General features: G+C 61.6%; 13 protein-coding genes. 5 read left to right on the top strand and 8 right to left on the bottom strand.

The window, feature by feature from the left end; translation table 11 throughout:
• Positions 1–322 precede the first annotated feature (322 nt).
• Genes HMPREF0178_RS11135 through HMPREF0178_RS11125 form a run of 3 tightly spaced genes read right to left on the bottom strand, consistent with a single transcriptional unit; the run spans position 323 to position 6,119 of the window.
• On the bottom strand, positions 323–1,741 hold the full coding sequence (locus HMPREF0178_RS11135) for an efflux transporter outer membrane subunit (RefSeq protein ID WP_009733495.1): 1,419 nt from the start codon (positions 1,739–1,741) through the stop codon (positions 323–325).
• Entirely contained in the window at positions 1,738–4,911 is a 3,174-nt protein-coding gene (locus HMPREF0178_RS11130; RefSeq protein ID WP_009733494.1) for an efflux RND transporter permease subunit, read from the bottom strand. The genes HMPREF0178_RS11135 and HMPREF0178_RS11130 overlap by 4 nt, the downstream gene beginning before the upstream one ends.
• 11 nt (positions 4,912–4,922) lie before the next feature.
• Complete coding sequence (locus HMPREF0178_RS11125) at positions 4,923–6,119, bottom strand: efflux RND transporter periplasmic adaptor subunit (RefSeq protein ID WP_009733493.1); 1,197 nt, start codon at positions 6,117–6,119, stop codon at positions 4,923–4,925.
• A gap of 166 nt (positions 6,120–6,285) precedes the next feature.
• Between HMPREF0178_RS11125 and HMPREF0178_RS11120 the strand changes: the two genes are divergently transcribed.
• On the top strand, positions 6,286–6,975 hold the full coding sequence (locus HMPREF0178_RS11120) for a TetR/AcrR family transcriptional regulator (protein ID WP_009733492.1): 690 nt from the start codon (positions 6,286–6,288) through the stop codon (positions 6,973–6,975).
• Between the two features lie 271 nt (positions 6,976–7,246).
• Here the strand turns inward: HMPREF0178_RS11120 and HMPREF0178_RS11115 are convergent, their stop codons facing one another.
• Positions 7,247–7,762: a DnaJ family domain-containing protein gene (locus HMPREF0178_RS11115; protein WP_369737191.1), complete on the bottom strand. Its 516-nt coding sequence runs from the start codon at positions 7,760–7,762 to the stop codon at positions 7,247–7,249.
• 173 nt (positions 7,763–7,935) lie between these two features.
• Here HMPREF0178_RS11115 and HMPREF0178_RS11110 point away from each other — a divergent pair, with 173 nt between their 5' ends.
• Positions 7,936–9,762 (top strand): cache domain-containing protein, encoded by a 1,827-nt coding sequence (locus HMPREF0178_RS11110; RefSeq protein WP_009733490.1) that lies wholly within the window; start codon positions 7,936–7,938, stop codon positions 9,760–9,762.
• Positions 9,763–9,974: 212 nt separating this feature from the next.
• On the opposite strand, the gene HMPREF0178_RS11105 is transcribed toward HMPREF0178_RS11110, so the two are convergent.
• The 3 genes from HMPREF0178_RS11105 to rlmD all read right to left on the bottom strand — a co-directional run bounded on the left by HMPREF0178_RS11105 (position 9,975) and on the right by rlmD (position 12,797).
• Positions 9,975–10,595, bottom strand: a complete 621-nt coding sequence (locus HMPREF0178_RS11105; protein WP_009733489.1) for a LysE/ArgO family amino acid transporter — start codon at positions 10,593–10,595, stop codon at positions 9,975–9,977.
• Between the two features lie 255 nt (positions 10,596–10,850).
• Positions 10,851–11,426 (bottom strand): flavodoxin family protein, encoded by a 576-nt coding sequence (locus HMPREF0178_RS11100; RefSeq protein ID WP_009733488.1) that lies wholly within the window; start codon positions 11,424–11,426, stop codon positions 10,851–10,853.
• Between the two features lie 21 nt (positions 11,427–11,447).
• Positions 11,448–12,797 carry a 23S rRNA (uracil(1939)-C(5))-methyltransferase RlmD gene (gene rlmD / locus HMPREF0178_RS11095; RefSeq protein ID WP_009733487.1) on the bottom strand — a complete coding sequence of 450 codons (1,350 nt, stop codon included), beginning with the start codon at positions 12,795–12,797 and terminating at the stop codon, positions 11,448–11,450.
• A 125-nt stretch (positions 12,798–12,922) separates the two neighbouring features.
• On the opposite strand from rlmD, the gene HMPREF0178_RS22015 reads away from it, so the two are divergent.
• From HMPREF0178_RS22015 to HMPREF0178_RS11085, 3 genes are all read left to right on the top strand, one after another.
• Complete coding sequence (locus HMPREF0178_RS22015) at positions 12,923–13,063, top strand: hypothetical protein (protein WP_005025216.1); 141 nt, start codon at positions 12,923–12,925, stop codon at positions 13,061–13,063.
• A gap of 59 nt (positions 13,064–13,122) precedes the next feature.
• Complete coding sequence (locus tag HMPREF0178_RS11090) at positions 13,123–13,716, top strand: IMP cyclohydrolase (RefSeq protein ID WP_009733486.1); 594 nt, start codon at positions 13,123–13,125, stop codon at positions 13,714–13,716.
• 269 nt (positions 13,717–13,985) lie between these two features.
• Positions 13,986–14,381, top strand: coding sequence for a (deoxy)nucleoside triphosphate pyrophosphohydrolase (locus HMPREF0178_RS11085; RefSeq protein ID WP_009733485.1), 396 nt, complete (start codon positions 13,986–13,988; stop codon positions 14,379–14,381).
• A gap of 334 nt (positions 14,382–14,715) precedes the next feature.
• On the opposite strand, the gene HMPREF0178_RS11080 is transcribed toward HMPREF0178_RS11085, so the two are convergent.
• Positions 14,716–17,731, bottom strand: a 3,016-nt coding sequence (locus HMPREF0178_RS11080) for a hypothetical protein (RefSeq protein ID WP_009733484.1), incomplete at its 5' end; no start/stop codon positions are given.

Genomic DNA, 17,731 nt, shown 5'->3' with positions numbered 1-17,731 from the left:
TCTCCCCTCCCCCCTCACCCCCCTCCTCTCTCCCTCCAAAGACTTTTGACCTTATCGAATCCCCCATGACGGCTTTCCTGTTTTTCGGGAATTCCGACTTCTTTTCAACATACCTTCGACTTTCTCATTTCCTAAATAAAAAAGGAACCTTCCCCGGAAACGGAGAAGGTTCCTTTTCATATGCACATCCCTGCGATAGGGATTCAATAAAGTCAAAAGTCTTTGGGAGAGTGGGGGGAGGGTTGGAGGGGGGCGGGAGGGGCGCTTGTCCCCTTCATGGGGATTCTTCAGAAAGGCCCGCCCCCCTCCAATCTTTATACCCCTATTCCTTCACGCCGCCCCCAAGGGCCTTGTAGAGCATGATAAGGTTCTGCTCGCGGGCGACGCGAACAGAGATGAGGTTAAGCTGCGAACTGTACATCGCACGCTGGGAATCGAGCACGGCCAGATAGCTGTCGATGCCCTGATTGTAGCGCTCCCCGGACAGGCGGTACGTCTCGGAAGTCGCATGAACAAGCGATTTCTGCGCCTCAAGCTGTCCGGCAAGGGATACGCGGTCGATCAGCGCGTCAGACACTTCCCGGAACGCGGACTGAATGGCCTTCTCATAATTCGCCACAGCTATCTTCTTGTCGGCTTCGGAAACACGCAGGTTGGCGACGTTCCGCCCACCCTCGAAGATCGGCAGGCTGACCTGCGGCAGGAAAGTCCAGATGCCCGTACCGCCGTCAAAGAGATGGGACAGCTCGTTCGAGGCCGTGCCGATGTTCGCGGTCAACGAAATGCGGGGGAAGAAATTCGCCCGCGCCGCGCCGATGTCCGCGTTGGCGGCCTTGAGCGTATGCTCGGCCTGAAGGATGTCCGGGCGCTGGAGGAGCACCGTGGAGGGCAGGCTCACCGGAATATCCGGCCAGACCGGAAGCTCGGAGAGCGCCTTGGCGGGCAGCATGTCCGGGGTCACTTTCGTACCCGCGAGCAGGCTGAGCGCCGTGATATCCTTGGCCACCTGCCCGCTGTAACGGGCAATGTCCACCCGCGCCGTATCCACGCTGGTCTGCGCCTGGCGCAGATCCAGCTCGGACGAAACGCCCACGGAATGGCGCCGCGCGATCATTTCGTATGAAGCCTGTTGGCTCTTGAGCGTTTCCGTAGCGATGTTCAGACGCTCGCGGTCCGCCACCAGCGCCAGATACGCCTGCGCCACTTCCGAAACCAGGCTCAGGCGGGCGCTCCGATACGCCTCCTCGGTGCCGAGGTAGGTTTCCAGAGCTTTGTCCTTGAGGCTTTGGATACGCCCGAAGAAATCGAGCTCATAACTGGTCACGCCGACGCTGAGCGCGTGCTGGCGGGAAACAGTCTGTTCGCCCGTGGTGGACAAGTCGGCGGAAACGCCCTTGTTGGAGGACTCGCCGGAAGCGGAAACCCCGGGCATCAGGTCCGCGCGCTGTACCTGGTACAAGCCGCGGGCACGCTCGATGTTCAGCGCGGAGACGCGCAGATCCCGGTTGTTGTCCAGAGCAAGCTGAATGAGCCGCTGAAGGTGCTGATCGGAGAAGAACGTCTTCCATCCGATTTCCGAAGCCAGCTGATCGGTAGGCTGGGCGAGGACCGTGCCCTTGGGCATGAGGTCGTCGGGCCAGGCCTCCGCCACCGGGGCCTCCGGGCGGACGTAGTTCGGGGCCATCGTGCAGCCGGGCAACAGCACCGCCAGCGCGAGCGCCATATACTTTGCTGACATCATTTGTGGGAATCTCCCGGTATGGTTTCAACGATGTTGGCCGTGCGGCGACGCTTCGACTTCTTCCACTTCCAGCGGAACGAGAATACGGAGGTCACCACGACGAAGAACACCGGGATGTAGAAAATCCCGAGGGCCGTTGCCGCGAACGTGCCGCCCATGACGCCCGTGCCGATGGCGTTCTGGCCGCCGGCACCAGCGCCCGTGCTGATGGCAAGGGGCAGGATGCCGAGCAGGAAGGCCAACGAGGTCATCAAGATAGGACGCAAGCGCATACGCGACGCCTCAATGGTCGCCTCGATGAGATCGCCTCCCTTATCATGCAATTCCTTGGCGAATTCAACGATCAGAATGGCGTTCTTCGCCGACAGACCAATGGTGGCGAGCAGGCCCACCTGGAAATACACGTCATTGGAAAGCATCCGCATGTTCGCCGCGCCGAGTGCGCCGAGCACACCGAGGGGAACCACGAGGATAACCGCAAACGGCACGGACCAGCTTTCATACAAGGCCGCGAGGCACAGGAACACCACAAGGATGGACAGGGCGAACAGGGCCGGAGCCTGTGATCCGGAAAGGCGTTCCTGATAGGACAACCCGGTCCATTCGTAGCCGATGCCCTGCGGGAGCTGGCTGGCGATCTTCTCCATTTCCAACATGGCCGTACCGGAGCTCACGCCCGGCGCGGGCATACCGAGGATCTGCACGGCCGGAACGCCGTTGTAGCGTTCCAGACGCGCGGGGGCGTACTCCCAGTGCGCCGAAGCGAACGAGGAGAAGGGAACCATTTCGCCCTTGGAGTTGCGGAAGAACCATTTTTCCATGTCTTCCGGAACCATACGGAACGGCGCGTCGCCCTGCACGTACACCTTTTTGACGCGGCCCTTGTCGAGGAAGTCGTCCGCGTAGGAGCTGCCCCAGACGGTCGAAAGCGCCGCGTTGATGTCGGCCAGGCTCAGGCTGAGCGCGCCCGCCTTCTCACGGTCGATGTCGACGCGCAGCTGCGGCTGGTCTTCCTGCCCGTTGGGACGCACGGCCACCAGATTCTTGTTCTGGGCGGCCATGCCGAGAAGCTGGTTACGGGCCTGCAAAAGCGCCTCATGCCCGAGGCCGGACTTGTCCTGCAACTGGAAGTCGAAACCGGTCGCGTTGCCGAGTTCCATAATGGCGGGCGGCGCGAATGCGAACACCTGCGCATTGCGGATTTTCGAGAACGCCGCCATGGCGCGCTTGGACACGGCGTCCACCTTGAGGGACGGGTCCTGACGCTCGCTCCAGTCCTTGAGGCGCACGAAGGCCATAGCCATGTTCTGGCCGTTGCCCGCGAAGCTGAACCCGAGAACGCCCATCAGACTGTCGATGGATTCCTTTTCCTCTTCGAGGAAGTAGCGTTCGACCCGCTCCAGCACCTTGGTGGTCTCTTCCTGCGTCGAGCCGGTGGGCAGCTGGATCTGGGCGAACAGCATGCCCTGGTCCTCATCGGGCAGGAAGCCCGTGGGCAAGGTCTTGAACATGAAGACCAGGCCGCCGATAAGCACCAGATAGATGATCATGAAACGGCCCGCGCGCCGGATGACGTAGGACACGCCGGACTGGTAGCGCAGCGTGGCGCTGTCGAACCAGCGGTTGAACCAGCCGAAGAAGCCGTGCTGCGAATGCACGTGATCCCCGCCGATGGGTTTCAGCATCGTGGCGCAGAGGGCCGGGGTCAGCACGATGGCGACCACCACCGACAGCACCATGGCCGAAACGATGGTCACCGAGAACTGCCGGTAGATGACGCCCACGGACCCGCCGAAGAAGGCCATGGGGATGAACACGGCGGACAGCACCATAGCGATGCCGACCAGAGCGCCGGTGATCTGATCCATGGATTTCCGGGCGGCCTCTTTGGGCGAGAGCTTGTCCTCGCTCATCACGCGCTCCACGTTTTCAACGACGACGATGGCGTCGTCCACGAGGAGGCCGATGGCGAGCACCACCGCGAACATGGTCAGCGTGTTGATGGAATAACCGAACGCCGACAGCACGCCGAACGTGCCGAGAAGCACGACGGGCACCGCGATGGTCGGGATGAGGGTTGCGCGGAAGTTCTGGAGGAACAGGTACATGACCAGAAACACCAGAAGCACGGCTTCGCCGAGTGTCTTCACCACTTCATGGATGGAGATTTCCACCACCGGGGTGGTGTCGAAGGGATACACGGCCTTCAGGCCCTGCGGGAAGAAGGCTTCGGCGTCCTTGAGATAGTTGTCGATGTTGCCCGCCGTTTCCAGCGCGTTCGCGCCGGTGGCGAGCTTCACCGCGATACCGGTGGCGGGCTTGCCGTTGTAGCGGCTCAGCGTGGAATAGTTTTCGCTGCCCAGCTCCACGCGGGCCACGTCCTTCACGCGGATAAGCGAACCGTCGGGATTGGTGCGCAGGATGACGTTGCTGAACTGTTCCGGAGTCTGCAAACGCTCCTGCACCGAAATGGCGAGGTTCATCTGCTGGCCCGGAACGGACGGCGTGCCGCCGAGCTGACCGGCGGAAACCTGCGCGTTCTGCGCGTTGAGCGCGTTGATGACGTCGCTCGGCATCAGCTTGTAGCTTTGCAGCTTATGCGGATCGAGCCAGATGCGCATACCGTACTGGCTGCCGAACAGGGAGACTTCGCCGACGCCGGAGATACGGCTGATGGCGTCCTTGAGGTTCGTCGCCACATAGTCCGCGATGTCCGCGTTGTCCATGCTGCCGTCTTCGGACACGAAGGCGTATACCTTGAGGAAGTTCGCGCCGCGCTTGGCCACGGAAATGCCCTGCCGCTGCACTTCCTGCGGGAGCAGAGGGGTGGCGAGCTGGAGCTTGTTCTGGACCTGCACCTGTGCGATGTCCGGGTTGGCGTCCGCGCTGAAGGTCAGGGTGATTTCCGCCTGCCCCGAGGAGTCGCTGGTCGAGGACATGTACAGCAGGTAGTCGAGGCCGTTCATGTTCTGTTCGATGACCTGCGTGACGGTGTCCTGCACGGTCTGGGCGGACGCGCCGGGATACTGCGCCCTGATGCCGATGGTCGGCGGGGCGATGGACGGGTACTGCGAGATCGGCAGGTTGAGGATGGAAATCCCGCCCGCCAGCATGATAATAATGGCGATCACCCATGCAAAGACGGGACGATCGATAAAGAAACGTGCCATGAAAAAGCCCCCTACCGCTTCTCGGAAGCAGGCGCGTCCTGCTTGGCCGGGGTGGGTTCGGCAATGCGAACGGGCGAGCCGGGACGGATTTTCTGGAGCCCCTCGACGATGACCTTGTCACCGGCCTTGAGCCCGTCGAGCACAACCCAGCTGTTGCCCTGCGTGCGGCCCACTTTGAGCGGACGGATTTCAACCTTGTTTTCGGCGTTGACCACATACGTGGTGGGGTTGCCCTTGGCGTCGCGCAAAAGGGCGCGCTGCGGCAACAAAATGGCCTGATCGTCCACGCCCTCGTTCAGGATGGCGCGCACGTACATGCCCGGAAGCAGTTCCTGCTTGGGGTTCGGGAAGATGGCCCGCAAGGTCACCATGCCGGTGCTCTCGTCCACGCTCACGTCGGCGAACTGGAGCGTGCCGGTAAGCCCGTACTCGCTGCCGTCTTCAAGCAGCAGGCGCACCGCCGCGTGATCCTGATCGGCGCGCTGGAGCGTGCCGTCCTCAAGGGAACGCTTGAGGCGCAGGACTTCCGTGCTGGACTGGGTCACGTCCACATAGACGGGATCGAGCTGCTGCACGGTGGTCAGCGGGCTGGACTGGTTTTCCGTCACCAGCGCGCCCGGCGTCACCAAAGAGCGACCGCTCCGCCCGGAAATGGGGGAGGTCACTTTGGTATAGGCCAGACGGATGCGCGCGTTTTCCACGGCGGCCTTGTTGACGCCCACGTCGGCGAGCGCCTGCTTGTAGGCGGCCTCGGCGTCTTCGAATTCCTGCTTGCTGACCGCGCTGATGTTCACCAGATCCTTAAAACGCTGCATCTTCAGGCGCGCGGGGGCTACGTTGGCCTCGGCGCGGGCGAGGTTGGCCTTCGCGCTGTCGAGATTGGCCTGATAGGTGGCGGGATCAATCTGGTAAAGGACATCCCCGGCCTTGACGTCCGCGCCTTCCACAAAGAAACGCTTCTGGATGATGCCGCTCACCTGCGGACGCACTTCAGCGATCTGGAAACCCGACGTGCGGCCGGCAAGTTCCGTCGTATACAGCACCTTCTGCGGGGTCACGATCTCCACGGCCACTTCCACGGCGGGAGCCGCCTGGGACTGGGCCCCCGTCTTTTCGTCCTTGCAGCCCATGAGGGACAAGCAGCCAAGAAGCCCGGCCAACAAAGTCACACCGAATCGGAAGGGCCGCCGTTCATGCTTCACCAACATATAACCTCACTCTCAGGTTGTCGGCGCGGTTCAATCATCACGCGCCCATAGAAAATACAAGCGACTTGCGTTTCGCAGGTTGCTTGCATAGTTTGACAAAAACAAATTGAATAGAGTAAGCTCTATCCGTTCAAGTGCTATACTTCCCGAAAGGATGACTGTCAAGATGGAAAAACACACGGCCCGCAAGTATTCCTCGCCCATCCGAGAGCGCCAGGCAAACCAGACCCGCACCAACATCCTCGACGCCACGCAGCGCCTTTTCCTTGAGCGCGGGTACGCCAAAACAACGGTAGAAGCCATCGCTCAAGAAGCGGGTGTCGCCAAGCAGACCGTCTATGCCGTCTTCCGCTCCAAAAACGGCATCGTGGCCGAATTGCTGGACCGGGCCGTCTTCACGGAGCGGGTGTTTGAGCTGCACGATCGCTCACTTGAAACGGCGAACATCCACGAAGCGCTGAAGCTCACGGCGCAGCTTGTCCTGCAGGTGCACGAGTCACAGAACCCCGTCCTCGATCTGCTGCGCGGGGCGGGGATGCTCGATCCGCAGCTGGCCCGCGTTCTGAACGAAATCCGGTGCAGCAACAGAGACAGGCAGGAAAACCATGTGCGGTTCCTGCTTCGCGGGCGGCGGCTCAAAGAGGGCCTCGACATGGGTATGGCGCAGGATATCTTCTGGTGCCTCACCAGCCGCGACCTCTACCGTATGCTGGTGCAGGAGCGCGGGTGGTCCAGCGAGACGTACGCCAACTGGCTGTATGAAATGCTCGCCAATTCGCTTCTCCATGTGAGCGAGGAGCACCCGGACGAGGAGCAGGAAGTGCGAGCGGAAGAACGTCCATCCGTGCAGCGGTAGGGAAGAGAAGGCCGGACAACGGAAGCGGAGCCTCCACCGGCTGTACCCGTCTCCCGAAAGGTTGGGAGATGCGCCCTCAGGCGGAGGGCAAGGGCTCCCTCCCTTTCCGAGCAAGGTTTGGGGCAAGGTACTGTTTCCAACAGACGGAGACGCACCCGCCGTATAGCATCAACGCGGCAAGGCCATCCGGAATTTTTATTTCCCTGACGCCGCGGCAAAACGGGGTACTGGAAACGGTTGCATACCGCGCCGCTACCCGAAAAAAAGCGGTTCAGTCCTTCCTGTTCACGGTAATCCGGCTGACCACCCGCTCATAGTACGGGCTGCCGTCGCCGAGAACGGGCGCGTTGGGATGGCGGGCCTTGATGCGGGCAATGACCACTTCGAGCTTTTTCATCTGCCGGACCTTTTCCTGTTCGTCCCCGCACTTTTCCAATGCGTCGACAATGGATTGGGCCTCTTTCCGGTCAAGGACCTCTTCAGGGACGTAGCCCGCGTTCTTCAACAGCTTGTAGGCCATGCGAAGGTCTTCGGGGATGTGCGAGTCGTCTTCCAACTCCAGCGGCTTGCCCGCTCCGGGAAGGGAATCAAAAGCTCCCCGCTCGCAGGCTTCCCGAATGCGCTGCTCTGCGATAATGCTTATGGCGTCCATCGTAACCCCCTGAAACATCGTCTTTTCAGATAAATTATCCCTCGCGGGCCCGGTCCGCAAGGGGTTGGCTTCACCGAAGGGGATACTCTGCGGATCGGTTCCGGCATCAGGGCGGAATTGTACTCTTTCTTCCATATTCCGGACCGTTTTTACGCAAGAAAATTTCCTTTCGGTTCACATGAAAATGCGCTATAGTCGTTAGCTTGAGGAAAAGATCCCCAAAGACCTTTTTCGTCTTGTTGTCCACACGTACTAAAGTGCTTCCGTAGCTTATACGGAGATTACCTTACCTCAGGAGGAACCGCACAATGAGCTTACTGTATCAAAAACATGCTTCCCGCCCCCTGACGCTGGACAACCGCGTCGAACCCGAACTGTACCGCGACGTTTTCCCATATACGCATGTCAGCCGCATCGAATTCGACGATACATTCCTCGTCCCCCGCCCGGCCGATCCCATGTTCATCACCGACACAACCTTCCGTGACGGCCAGCAAGCCCGACCCCCTTATACCGTCAAGCAGATCGCCCGTATCTACGATCTGCTCCACAAGCTCGGCGGCAAGAGCGGACTCATCCAGGCCTCCGAATTTTTCATGTATTCCCCCAAGGATCGCAAGGCTATTGAAGTCTGCCGCTCCAGAGGCTACCGCTTCCCCCGCGTCACCGGCTGGATCCGCGCCAACATGGACGATCTCAAGATCGCCCATGATATGGAATTCGATGAAGTGGGCCTGCTCACCAGCATGTCCGACTACCATATCTTCCTGAAGCTCGGCAAAACCCGCGAGCAGGCCATGAACGACTACCTCAAGGTCGTTACCAAGGCCCTCGAATGGGGCATCGTGCCCCGCTGCCACTTCGAAGACGTGACCCGCGCCGACATCTACGGCTTCTGCCTGCCCTTCGCGCGCAAGCTCATGGAGCTCTCCCACGAAGCGTCCATGCCCATCAAGATCCGCCTCTGCGACACCATGGGCTACGGCGTGCCCTTCCCCGGCGCGGCGCTTCCCCGCTCCGTGCAGCGCATCGTCCGCGCCTTCACCGACGAAGCGGGCGTCCCCGGCGCATGGCTCGAATGGCACGGGCACAACGACTTCCATAAGGTGCTCGTCAACGGCGTGACCGCATGGCTGTACGGCTGCGGCGGCGTCAACGGCACGCTCATGGGCTTTGGCGAACGCACCGGCAACGCGCCCCTCGAAGCGCTGGTCATCGACTACATTTCCCTCACCGGCAACGACGAGGCCGCCGATCCCACCGTCATCACGGAAATCGCCCAGTATTTCGAGAAGGAACTCGACTACCGCATTCCGGACAACTATCCCTTCGCGGGCAAGGACTTCAACGCCACCAGCGCGGGCATCCACGTCGACGGGCTGGCGAAGAATGAAGAGATCTACAACATCTTCGACACCACCAAGATCCTCAACCGCTCCGTGCCGATCATCATCAACGACAAGGCGGGACGCGCGGGCGTGGCCTACTGGATCAACCAGCAGTTCAACCTGCCGCCGGAACGGCAAGTCTCCAAGAAGCATCCCGCCGTCGGCCAGATCCACACCAAGATCATGGCCGCCTACGAAGAAGGCCGCAACACCTCCTTCTCCAACAAGGAAATCAAGAACCTCGTCCGCCGTTTCATGCCTGAGCTCTTCGACAGCGAGTTCGACCAGATGAAGCGCATCGCCGGGGAACTGGCCTCCAACCTTGTGGAGCGCCTGTCCCGCGACTGCCAGACGACATCGGATACCGAAACGCTCACCGCACAGCTCCAGCAGTTCGTGCGCGACTACTCGTTCATCCAATATGTCTACGTCACTGACGTCAAGGGGCACTCCACGGCCATCGCCATCAGCGATCCCGGCGATCAGAAGGGCTATAAGGCCTTCCCGATCGGGTTCGACTACTCAAACCGCGAATGGTTCCAGCAGCCCATGCGCACCGGCAAGCTGCACATCATGAATGTGCACCAGTCGCAGGTCACCGGGCAGCTCATCATCACCGTGTCCACGGTGATCACCGATGCCAACGACGAGATCATCGGTGTCCTCGGCGCCGACATCCAGCTTGAGGAAATCATCCGCCGCGCCGAATCCCTCGAAGCCGAGGAACATATCGGCGAGGAAGAGTAGCGCTATTTTGTAAAGGGGGGAAAACATTTCCTTCCCTTTGCAAAGGCTTTTCCGTTTTGGAACGGCTACGTTCCCCATAAAACAAAGCCCTTTTCCGGTGTGCGGGAAAGGGCTTTGTTTTTTCAGGCCGCCATCACAAGAAAGAGTATTCTCGCAAGGCCGTTGTGGTTGAAAGCAGTAACGTTAAAAAGGTTCTCCCTTCCCCAATACACTCAAAATACACTCTGCCATAACTCCACGAACGACCAGCCGAGCTTCACGCCATAGAAAAAGATAATCAGGCCGCAGACAAGGTTGATGATGCGCAACAGGCGCGGCGTGAACCGGTTCTTGAAGAGTGAGGAAATGGTGGTCAGGGACAGGAACCAGAGGCAGGACGCGCAGACCACGCCCCAGAGGAACAGGCCGGACTCCTCGGGCGGCAAGGCCACCCGGAAGGACCCGAGCAGCAGCGACACGTCGATGATCGCCTGCGGATTGAACCACGTCACGACACAGGCCATGCCGATGGTCTTCATGAGCGGGATGTTCACGTTGATCGCCGGACCGGCGACCTCGCGGGACAGCATGAGCCGGAGCCCCATGTACATCACTACAAGGCTGCCAGCCAGCAAAACGCCCTTTCGGATAAGCTCGGAATGTTCGATCAGTGCGCCGATGCCGAAAAAACCGGCAAGCGCAAGGGTCACATCAAAAAAAATGACGATGAGCGCCGTCCGGTAGGCCGCCGCCCGAGGCTGGGACAGGCCGGCATTGATGACGAAAAGATTCTGCACGCCGATGGGCGCGACATATGCCAGCCCAAGCGACAGGCCCTGAAGATACGCAAGCATGGTTCCCTTTCTCCTTTCGCTCCCACGCCCGGCACAATGCCGTGACGGAAAGGAATGAGTCTATAGGGAATCGGACATCGTGCGTCAACCCGTTTTTCCCTTCCGAACGATCTCCGCACGCCATTCCCATGCCGCGGCAGTGATTACGCAGAAAAGGCCGAGAGCTGAAACCGCGGTTACGCCCGCCATGCTGAAAAGAGGATGGAAACGGAGGAAAAACACGGAAGAGGACTCCCTCCCTCGGCTTGTTCCCCGTCACCGCGCCTGTCTGATTTTTTTCAGCACAAACGCCATGTTCTGCCCAAGATTGCGCATATTGGCCATCCCCTCGGCATCGTTCAGGACATCTCCGACATCCCTCCCGTAGGCCATATTCCAATAGGTCGAACCGACCACGATGACCTCTTTATTCAAAAGGAAATGGTTCATCGTGTCCACGGCGGCCAGGCCGCCCCCGCGCCGCACCGCCGCTACGGAGGCCCCAACCTTGTGCCGGAGCATACCCGGATTCGTCGCCACGACGACGCCCGCGCGCTCGAGGAAAGCCTTCATCCCTGCCGTAACATCGGCGGAATAAACAGGGGAGCCGAGCACTATGCCGTCCGCCTCCACCATTTGGGCAAAACATTCATTGAAAAAATCTGTCTTTACAACGCATTGACGCTTCTCCCCGCACCCGAAGCAGGCCTTGCAGGGCTCAAGAGCCTTGCCATGCAACTGCACGAGCTCCGTTTCAATGCCTTCCGCCTCCAGCTCCGCAAAAACCGCCTTGATGAGAAGAGAAGTATTCCCATCCTTGCGGGCGCTTCCATTGATGCCGATGACTTTCATCGTTCGCCTCGCAGTCTGAAATCACGCGCGTTCCAGCAGGGCCACCGTCTCCACATGCGGCGTCTGTGGGAACAAGTCCACAGGCCGGGCGGCTTTCAGGCGGAAAGCCGGAGCCAGACGGGCCACGTCGCGGGCCAGCGTCGCGGGGTTGCACGAAACGTATATAAGCCGCAACGGGGCCGCCTCGGCAAGCTGCTGCGCGACCTTGGCATCAATCCCGGCACGCGGCGGATCGACCACCACCACATCCGGCTTGGGGCCGAGCTTCACCAGACGCCCGAGCACGGACTTGGCGTCGCCCTGCTCCACCTTGTACGCCTTCCTGCCCAGCGCCTTCGCATTGCCGCGGGCATAACGCACCGCGCCGGGCATTTCCTCAATGCCCACAACCCGCGCATTGCGCCCCATGTACAGCCCGATGGAGCCCACGCCGCCGTACACGTCCCACAGAACAGGATCCGGCAGTTCCTCAAGTGCGGCAAACCGGGCAGCCTCCGCATACAGCAACTCGGCGGCGGGCGTATTCACCTGAAAAAAAGCGTTGTGCCCCATCTGCAACCGGACATCTCCGATCCGCTCCTCAAGCCGACCGTCCGCGTACAGAGCCCGCTCGCCGTAGGCCACATCGCTGGGAGCCAGACGTTCCGACAGCGCGAAACCCGTCACTTCGGGAATTTCCGTCCGCAGCGCCGCCGCGAACCGTTCCCCTGCCTCAAGGCTCCCACCGGCTCCCACAATCAATTCCACAAAGCAACCGCCCGCATTGGGCTCTCTGACGACGAGGAACCGCCCGTCCAGATCGTGAAACGCCCCATTGGACAACATCCGCACAGCTTCAAGAACCCGCATGGTCAACGGCGTCTGCAACAGGCATCCCGTCACCTCGACGATGTTGCGCGAACCGCGTTCCCGCAGCCCGAGCGCCTTGCCGCCGTCTCCGGACACCCCAAAGGCGAACTCCATCTTGTTGCGGTATCCCCACTCGGAGGGGGAGGACAGGATAGGCAGCATGGGCGGACACGCCACCTTGCCCACCCGCTCCAGCGCGTCGTGCACGATGCGCTCTTTCCATGCGAGCTGGCGGTCATACGCCAACGATTGCCACGAACATCCACCGCACCGTCCGGCATGGGGGCACGGCGGCTCCTGTTCATCCGGAGAGCGCTCGAGCACTTCAACAAGTGCGGCTTCCGCAAGGCTCTTCCGCACGGCGGCGACCTGCGCACGCACAAGCTGCCCCGGCAAGGCATCCTCGACAAGTACGACCACGCCGTCATGACGCCCGAGGCCGCGCCCGTCGGACACCAGCGCATCCACGCGCAGTTCGAGGAACTGGCCGGAAACAAAGGGATTTACAAATGGTTTGGCCATGCTTCCTCCGAAGCTCCCGCTTGACTTTTGTCGCAAGCCGGGCAATGTAATACTTTAACGTCTCGACCACGTCCGCCGGAAAAATCCCTTCGGCGTTCGGGGCCGGAAGAGCCAAGGAGTCCGCCATGTTCAACGAGCTGGTCAGCAACGCCATGCACTCCACGCCGCAGGGATTTGTGGGCGTATCGCTTATTTTCGTGTATTTCTGCGTCATTGTGGCGACGGCTTTTTATCGTATCAAAAAAGGCGATCACATGCACCACTAAGAGGAGACGCCTTCCCGGCCTCTCCCTTTCTCGCCCAACCCGGATCAGGAGCGAATCGAATGGATTTCCTTCCCATCAGGCGGGCTCTGCTCAGCGTCACCCATAAGGACGGACTGGCGGAATTCGCAACCTTTTTGCACGCCAACGGCGTGGAGCTCGTCTCCACCGGCGGCACGCTGAAATTCCTTGAAAACGCGGGCCTGCCCGTCACCGCGGTCAGCGACGTGACCGGCTTCCCCGAAATCCTCGGCGGCCGGGTGAAGACGCTGCATCCCCACATCCACGGCGGCATCCTCGCCGACAAGGACAACCCCGAGCACCTCGCCGTTCTGAAAGAAAAGGGAATCAAGGCATTTGATCTCATCTGCGTGAACCTTTACGATTTCGAGAGCGCTCTGGCCAAGGGGTTGAAGCCCCGCGAAGCCATTGAGGAAATCGATATCGGGGGCCCCTGTATGCTCCGCGCGGCGTCCAAAAACTTCCACAGTATCCTCGTACTGTCCGATCCCGATACCTACGCGGAAGCCACGGCGGAACTCAAGGCCAACGGTATGAGCGTTTCCCTGCCTTTCCGGCAGCGCATGGCCGCCCGTACGTTCGCCAAGACCTCGCGCTACGACGCGATGATCGCCGAGTATCTCACGAAGAACTAGAATGGATTGGGGAAGGGAGAGAGCGTTTCTGGAGAACGGCCCCTCTCTTCCCCAAACCTGCCAGCGTGGTTTGCGCCCCTTCTCCCTCCCGATACTTTGACCGGCGGGAAGGCCGCACGACGGAAATCCCGTTGGATGCAGGGGAAAAAATAAAGTCCATCGGCATAAGCGCGCTCGCTTTCAGCCGACGGCGAGCTTTGACAGAAAAGCCTATGGGCAAAAAGGACGGCAGGCGGCGAAACGCCTGTTTTGTTTTTTGAGGGGAAAAGATGGAAGAGAAGGCACGGATTGAAGTAGTGGGCGGTATCTTGTGGCGCGGCGGCTCGTTTCTCGCGGCGCAGCGTCCGGAAGGCCATCCGCAGGCCGGTTTTTGGGAATTTCCCGGCGGAAAGGTCGAACCCGGCGAGTCGCTGGAAGCGGCCCTCGCCCGCGAACTCGCTGAGGAATTGTCCTTATCCGTCCGTAACCCGAGGCTCTGGCGCACGGTTGAGCACGATTACGATTTCCGCTCGGTGCGGCTCCATTTCTTCCATATCACCGAATTTTCCGGGGAGCCTGTCGCCAACGACGGACAGGCCTTCCGCTGGGTAACGCCCGAAGAGGCCCAAACACTGCCCTTTCTTGAGGCCGACCGGCCGCTGTTGTTTGACCTGAGCCGTCCGTAGCCTTGTTCCGTGATAGAAAAGGCCCCTGTTCCGGCAGGGGCTTTTTTCTGATGGCCGGTTCCCGGAGGATCGTATCACTGCGGATGGAGCACAGTGCCTCTTGCCATTCTTTAAATGCGGCTCCACACCATACGCTGCGCTTCGAACCCATCGTTCCCCGCTTCCACCACAGGTCTCACAATCTCTGCCTACCAATCGGACATTGTTCACGGTACGGAATGCCCGCCGGCAATCTCCTCCACGAGCCGAAGAGATTCAAGGAACAGCCCACAAAAAGAGAAATTACCAGACAGATCTCGTAAAACCACCGCCTCTTCGAATCACCCTTTGCCCGTCATTCCTCTTCCCGGATCGTTCCCCTCTCCATGACATACAGCCCGACGCCGGGGACGGCCTTGCGGAGCATGTCCGCCATATGCGGGTGGCAAGTGAAGTACAAAAGCTGATGCCCCGGCGAACCTTCTTGCGAAGAAGCCAGATCGCCGAAGGTTTGAGCCGTACGCAGGGCGCGATCGGGATCAAAGTTGACTAATACGTCGTCCATGATGACCGGCAATGCGGCGGCCTGCGCCGCGTGGTTGCGGATATGCGCGAGCCGCAGGGCCAGATAGAGCTGCTCCTGCGTGCCCCGGCTCAGCACTTCGGGACTGACCGGTTCGCCGTGCGGAGGGAGGACGCGCAAAGAACTGTCTTCCAGCGAGGCAGCAATGCCGACCCACGCGCCGCCCGTAATGGCGGAAAACAACGCGGAGGCCGCACGGATGACGCCGGGCTGGCGTTCTTTTTCGAACCGCCCGCGCGCTTCAAGCAGCAGATGCCGGGCCAGCGCGTACCGGCTCCATTCCAAGCCCAAGCCCCGTATGGTCCCGGAAAGCGACGCAGCCCGAAGGCGCAGACGGGAAAGCGTTTCCGATCCCTCGGCCTGTTCCAGACGGGCTTCCTGCGTACGCAGGGAATCGGCAAGCCGCTCCTCTTCGTCCACAAGCATGGACAGGCGGCCCGCGAGGCTTGCGAGCTCCGCTTCCAAGACCTCTTTGTCCGCCTCGCCGAACGAGGCGAAAAACGCCGGAATATCGGCATCCGCCCCATATAGATCCCGAGCCGCCAGACGCAGGGCATCCTCCAGATCTTCGCGGCGGCGCTCGAGCGCTTCCCGTTCCAGCTTTGCCCCGTGCCTCCGATAAAACGCCTCGGCATCGGGCACCTGCGCCATATTGAGGAGACGTTCCACTTCCCGCACGGCGTCATGATGGACGGCCTCAGCCTCCCGGACTTCCACGGCCTGTTCTTCGGATCGGGCGCGGAGACGCACAACCTCGGCGTTTTCGGCACGGGCGGACTCCCATTCGCGCAACAGCGCTTCCAGGCATCCGGGCCAATCCGGCTCTTCCGCTGCGTTGTTCGCGCTGGCATCCGGCAGACGGCCAAGCTGCCGCAGGATCTCCCGAAGCGGCATACGGAGGGCGTCACGTTCGCGCTCCTGCCGCTCCAGCTCCTCGTCAAGCCGCAGGAGCTCGGCTTCCAGCGCCTGTACGCGATCCATCCGCTCCAGCGCTTCCCGGGCCGTCGCCGGAGACAATCCGGCTGCCAGACCAAGCCCCCCCAGAAAACCTTCCCATGCCGCATCCGCTGCAACCTGCCGGACACGAGCCGCCTCAAGAGCGTCTTCCGCTCCCAGACGGGACTGTTCCAAGCGCGTCAGCTGGAGGGTCATGGCCTGAACCGACTCTTCCAAGCGTCGCCGCTCGTCGCACAGCCGATCGGCCTCACGACACAGACTCAGCGCGTTCCGCGCCGCCTCGGCGGCCCGTATGTCATCATTCCCGGAGTAAAAGGCCTCGGAAAGCAAAGAGCGCACACACTCCGGCAAGGCGGCGCGATCCGCCTCCAGCGCCGCCAATTCCCGGCGCTTGGCTTGAGCCGAGGCAAGCCGCATCCGGGCGCTGTCCACGCGGGCGCAGAAAACCGCCGCCTCGCCGGGCAAAGGCGCATCCGCGCCATGCGTCTGGAACCATGCCGACCATCGGGCCATTGCCGCCCGCTCGTCCGCCGATGCCTGCTCCAAAGCGGCCCGCTCCGTTTGCGCATGGCGTTCGGCTTCGGCGCAAACCGCCTCTTGGCGCTGTATCTCCTCCGCCAGACGTTCCCCGGCGGCGCACCGTTCCCGCGCCAGCTCCACCGCGCGCTCGAAAGCGTCCACGGTTGCCTCTTCCGCATCGGAAAGGCCGACCGTCCGGCACAATTCCCCGATCTCCCGCTGCACGGCCTGCACCCGCTGCAAACAGGCTGTCCGCCGCTGCTGAAGCCGCTCCGCCGTGGCTGTAAATTCCGGTCGGCGTTCTTTCCGGCGCGGAAACCCGGCCCATACGAACGCACCGCCGACCAGGAGGAACGCACCGAGCAGCCAGCCTTCAAGAGGCAAGGCGACCGACCCGAGCCGCAGGAAAGCTACTTCCAACACGCCGCGAAGGACGGCCCCGGCACCCCCGAGCACCGCCAGTACGGAACCGAGCACGACAATAGCCGGGCTGGATTCCGTCCCGGAAGCGGCCCCATGCTCGGCGCAGCGGGATTCGGCATCGGTAAAGCGCACATGCTCCACAGCCAGCCGGGACAAGGAGGAACGTAAACGCCGCAATGCCGCCCACTGTGCGTCCACGGCGGAACGGGCGGGACATGCCGCCCGACGCTCACGCAAACGCGCCAGCGTTTCCCCCGCACGTTCCGCATCGGAATCAGCCGCCGCAACCCGGCGCTCACGGTCTTTCCGCTCAACTTCCTTATGGACAACTCCCGAAGCCAGCGCGGTAATCGCGTCCTGCCCTGCGGACAGCGCTTCGAGCACCCCGCCGCTCGTCCCCGGCTCCAAAGCCAACCGGCTCAAAGCCTGATCCAGTTCCCGCTCCGCCTCGGCGGACGAGGTTTGCGCCTCGGGCAACCGACGCCGCGCCTCCTCAGCCCGCGTCATGGCCTCACGCAGACGTTCCCGCTCCGCCTCGGACAACGTCATCAGTGGCTCGGGGACCTCTGCCGCCTGCTTCATCTGCTCCTCAAGCTCAGACTCAAGCGCCTTTGTATCCTCCGCAATGCGGCGTACGGCGGCCTGCGCGTTTTCCATATCCAAAACGGCGCTGCGCCGCTGCTCGGCCTGACGTTCCAATGCCTCACGCAGCGACAAAGGCCGCCCGAGCCTCTGGACGCGCTCAGCCGTCCAATCCGGCCCGAGCCCGGCCAGTTCGCGCTGCAAGGCGGCAAACGTCCGCTCCCGATCGGCGCACAGCCCGGGAATCGCCGCCAGCGCGTTGCGGCAGCTAGCCGCCCGACCGGCCAATTCGCGCAGCCGCTCGCCG

It is taken from the genome of Bilophila sp. 4_1_30 (assembly GCF_000224655.1).
Classification (GTDB): Bacteria; Desulfobacterota; Desulfovibrionia; order Desulfovibrionales; family Desulfovibrionaceae; genus Bilophila; species Bilophila wadsworthia.
The sequence above is the reverse complement of the archived record's forward strand: the minus strand, read 5'-3'. Positions and strand labels throughout refer to the sequence as shown.